General features: G+C 62.0%; 5 protein-coding genes. 2 read left to right on the forward strand and 3 right to left on the reverse strand.

The annotated features are described in order from the left end of the window. On the forward strand, positions 1–341 hold a 341-nt coding region (locus tag ACFHWU_RS28685), incomplete at its 5' end, for a hypothetical protein (RefSeq protein WP_416592231.1). Positions 342–444: 103 nt separating this feature from the next. Continuing rightward, positions 445–1,590, forward strand: a complete 1,146-nt coding sequence (locus ACFHWU_RS28690; protein ID WP_416592232.1) for a TolB family protein — start codon at positions 445–447, stop codon at positions 1,588–1,590. On the opposite strand, the gene ACFHWU_RS28695 is transcribed toward ACFHWU_RS28690, so the two are convergent. The 3 genes from ACFHWU_RS28695 to ACFHWU_RS28705 all read right to left on the reverse strand — a co-directional run bounded on the left by ACFHWU_RS28695 (position 1,497) and on the right by ACFHWU_RS28705 (position 3,990). After that, a complete protein-coding gene (locus ACFHWU_RS28695; protein WP_416592233.1) occupies positions 1,497–2,276 on the reverse strand; it encodes an ISAs1 family transposase in 780 nt (259 codons plus the stop codon). The genes ACFHWU_RS28690 and ACFHWU_RS28695 overlap by 94 nt on opposite strands. A gap of 239 nt (positions 2,277–2,515) precedes the next feature. Then, on the reverse strand, positions 2,516–3,799 hold the full coding sequence (locus ACFHWU_RS28700; protein ID WP_416592234.1) for a hypothetical protein: 1,284 nt from the start codon (positions 3,797–3,799) through the stop codon (positions 2,516–2,518). Further along, entirely contained in the window at positions 3,796–3,990 is a 195-nt protein-coding gene (locus tag ACFHWU_RS28705) for a hypothetical protein (protein WP_416592235.1), read from the reverse strand. The genes ACFHWU_RS28700 and ACFHWU_RS28705 overlap by 4 nt, the downstream gene beginning before the upstream one ends. Between the last annotated feature and the right edge of the window lie 84 nt (positions 3,991–4,074).

Raw genomic sequence — 4,074 nt, forward strand, 5'->3', positions numbered from 1 at the left:
ATCTTTCGCATTTACGGATTACGTTGAGAAGCCCGGTAATAGTTTCGGGAAGTCCTCCTGGTGTAGCGGACAGCCGGGATATCATTCGTGCTCAGTTCTTGCCGTGCGATGGTGGAGATCCTGGCACTGTTGTCCTTCCCGAGATGAATCAGATCTGCGTCGTTACTTCATCGCAAGACACGGTAGTACCTGAAACGCTGATCAGGCCGGGCTTGTTCGAGAACTCTGCAAGACAGGTCGCGTGGGTGGAGAGCAAGGTGCGATCGCACCGCTCGTTTGATGGCGGCGACCGGTGTCTTCAGAAGGTGATCGGTGTGAATGGAGTGTCGACGGATGGCTGATTGCGAAAGTGCTGGTCTTGCGATTCGGCAAGGCAGGCGTCGCAGGTACTTTGTCGCTTCACTCGTCCTCGGGGTGCTTGGCGCAGGGATCCTGGCGTACGGGGTGGTGGAGCTTGACCTAGGCGGGGGAAGAGGTGTAACTGCGGAACCATCCATACCCAGGGAGGTCGGCTCGCCTGGGCTCCTGACGACTCCAGTCGGATGGTCACCGCCTGGCCCAGCAAGCGTCCTATTTAGTGATGGTTCCGGCAGACTAGCAGTCATCGGGCTTGGGGTAGACGAGTACAGGGTCCTGCACGGATATCCAGCAGATCCAGGAAGGACTGCGGTCCTGTCGCCAGACGGGTCACAGATCGCCCTGTCGGTAGACGAAGGCGTCGAGATCGTCGATCTTGTGGCTGGCGACGGTAGAACCATCGACGCGGAATCGTTGGACAGCGATGTCCTGGTGCCCGAAGCCTGGCTTCCGGATGGTTCTCTTATCCTGATGGCAAAGTCATATGCGGAAGACCCCATGACTGAGGGGATTGTCCATCGGCTAGGCGTGTTGAACGCTGAGAATGGGCTCTTTGAGGAGTTTGCCTCGGCTACATATGTGATTTCTTCGCCAGGGTTCGCCGTCGCCGTTAGCCCGGACGGCACGCAGGTGGCTTATCAGTATGAAAGTCGGGTTACAATCTACAACCGGCTTGCGGAAGCCAAGACGGTGTTCGACTTGCCCCCGCAGTCAGTGCTTGCTGGGAAGGGGGCCTGGTCTCCTGATGGTTCACGGATTGTGATTGCAAGTATTAATCCTCAGCGTGATCGAGAGTGGTCACTTACGTTCTTGGATCCGGTAACCGGACTTGAGACTGCTGACAGTGAGTCATTGTCGCTTCGCGGCGCGGCGTTGATCAGGCTGATCGGATGGAATAGTCAAACCCAGAAGCCGATTGTTGTAGCCTACGACGCGCCCCATGCGCCCACCTGGGATCTTGCCCGCGAAATCTCGACTACGGTGACCCCTGAGCAAATATCGCGTGTGTCGATCTATGAGCTCAACTATCAAGGGGCGGGTCCGACGGCCATCATGCAAATGTTGGGCGATGTTGACGGGGTGGATGTTGCTTCGGTGGCAATAGACTCGGGAAATTTCAGAGCTGGTGGTCCGCCGCATCAGGTGACACCAATAGGTTCTGCCCTACTCGGTCTCCTTGTGCTGATTGTGAGCATCATTGGGATAGTCTGGGCTCGGTGGGGGACCGCGTAGATCCGCAGGTATGTAGAGTGCCAGGGTCGACTCGTTCGCCCGTTTCGAACGTCAGTCGTTGAGGTCACGGCCGTTTCAAGATGATGTGGTGGCTTCCGTGATGTCGGTTCGGCCGGCCAGGCGTAGGACGTTGATCGCGAGGTTGCGTAGCGGGGCCCGGATCGGGTACGCGTGGTCGACCGGTCCTCGCGGTAGCAGGTGTCTCTGATCCAGTGCAACGATTCGATGGCCCAGTGGCTCCGGTTGTAGGCGGCCAGTTCGGCGGGACTGGCCTGGTCGGGAGTGTGGCTGGCGACGCCGAGCTGCGCGGCGGCGGACTGTTTCCCGGTGGCGGTGTGCGTGACGTAGCGCTCGATCAGCCAGACCTGGTTGACCTGCGGGAACGGCAGATCGGGCGGGGCGGGCAGGACACGGATCGTGCGGCGGATGCGGCGGCCGTGTCCGGTGTCGACGTTCTCCAGGTCGGGCGGTGTGTTGGCCCAGGGCAGCGTGTTGAGGGCGTCGAACAGGGTCCGGCGGTTCTCCTTGACCGGGAACACGAACTGGCCGCCGTGGTCATGGATGAGTTCGGCGGTCGCCCTGGCGGCGTGCAACGCGTCCGCGGTGGCTGTCATGCCTGGCAGGTCGAGGGTCTGCAGCAGGGCGCGCGCGGTGGCGGGTTCGCAGGTCCTGGCACCACAGACCATCCGAGGAAGACCTGATGCACCCCGGAGTGGCCGAGGAGTTGCCGTGGCTGACCTGGCGCCACATCGGGATCAATGACTGCCCGGTGTCACCCACGGCCGGCAGCGATGCCTCGTATGTGCCGACGGCAGCGGCCAGCACGCCCAGCAGAACCGTGCCCGCGAGAACCAGCCACGCCCGGCGAACAGCTAGAAAGGTACGTACTGGAACGAAAGATGCATGGCTGCCAGGTGCCGAGTTCTCATGATCCGCAATAGTCGCCACGTAGCTCTCGCACCTCGCTCTCGGCCCAAGCGAACTGCTCAGGGAGGGGTAGTTCGGCCGTCGCCCAACCAACGGCCCAAGCTTGCAGGATCTCCGCTGGTGCGTTCGTTTGATAGTCCGGCAACACGTTGCCGACGAGGTAACTCTCGAGCCAGGCTCGCAACCCTTCCAGCCTGGCACGGTCGGTGTCGGTCATGCGGTACCAGGCGCAGTCATCGACGTCCCGGTACTCGAAGGTGGCTCCCATGATAGCTGTCGCCGTGTCACCGGCGTAGGACCACGGACTGCCCTCCAGGATGTAGAAGGTGGGCGGGCCGATGTCAAGGCTGAGGTAGACCTTGCCGTGTGGGTCGACGGCCCAGAACTGTTCGACACCGAACGCGTTCAAGCGTGGCGGCACAGTAAAGGAGTCGGGCAAAGCCTCGGCGCGTTCACTGAGCTCTCGCAAATGCGGTATATACTTCTCCTGCTCAGGCCAGATGCAGAATTGGCTCGAGGTGCCGACACAAACGGCGCGATCGCCAGCCGGTTCCCGAAGCTCAGCTGCTGGAGTAGCCACCACGGCACCAGCGAGCAGCAAAAGGGCGACCGTCAGTGCCGAGGCGTACGGCCTTGTCCGTCCAGCTCTAACTGGAATGCAGCACAGTGCGGCGAGTAGCAGGACTACCGCACCGAGCCGCAGGCCCAGCCCGAGCGTATGCACTGTCATCTCCGAGCGTCCGGAGACCACCACGAAGTGGAACCACCGTGCGAGCAGGCCGATGAGTATCAGCGTGCCGAGCGTCGCGATCAAGGCCCCGAAGGTAGAGCTGGCGTGCTGGCCGACGGCCCACCCCAGACCCACGCAGGCCAGTAGGACGAACACGCCGAGTAGGGCGTAGCCCAGCCAGAGTGCGAACCCGGGAGGAAAAGTCCGCGCGGTAAGGATGAATGCGATGGCCTGCCCGATCAAGTAGGGGATGATGAAGATGAATGCCGTGGCACCGAGCCGGTACGCCTCTCGGGTTGCCGGGTAGGTCCGCGCTGCCCCGAGTTGTTCATGGACGCGATGGCGGGCTGGCGTCGATGCCGCCCATGCCGCGGCCCCGGCCGCAAGAGGGCCGAGGAGGTACGCGGGCACCTGCGCAGCTGCGCCCGTCTCAGGCCATACCCCTACCCAGTACCTGCTCCGCAGAAACAGCACCGCGAGATCCAGTGCGATGAGGACCGGCAGCGCCCAGCGGGCCGGGCTCGTGCGCAGATGCAGCCAGAAGACTCTCACAGCTCCTGCTCCGCTTCAGGCAGCAGATTCATGTAGGCCCTCTCCAATGCGGAGTTGCCCGGCAGGTCATCGCGGCCCGCAGCGGCAAGCTCCGGCACCGTGCCGTCGAATTTGAGCTTTCCGCCGTTTATCACTAGCACACGGTCGCACACGGCCTCGACATCATCGATCAGGTGCGTGCTGAGCAGCACGACGCTCCCGGCGAGCCCAGAGATCACTGACCTAAACTTTGGCCTTTTTGCTGGCTTTCGGTAGGTCGATGTGGGTGATGGTTA

This window comes from Micromonospora sp. LOL_015 (assembly GCF_048060275.1).
In the GTDB taxonomy this organism is placed as follows: domain Bacteria; phylum Actinomycetota; class Actinomycetes; order Mycobacteriales; family Micromonosporaceae; genus Micromonospora_E.

What these genes read in the sequence shown, in the direction of transcription:
- ACFHWU_RS28695 (WP_416592233.1), bottom strand. Translation starts at nt 2,276, where the DNA reads ATGGTCTGTGGTGCCAGGACCTGCGAACCCGCCACCGCGCGCGCCCTG.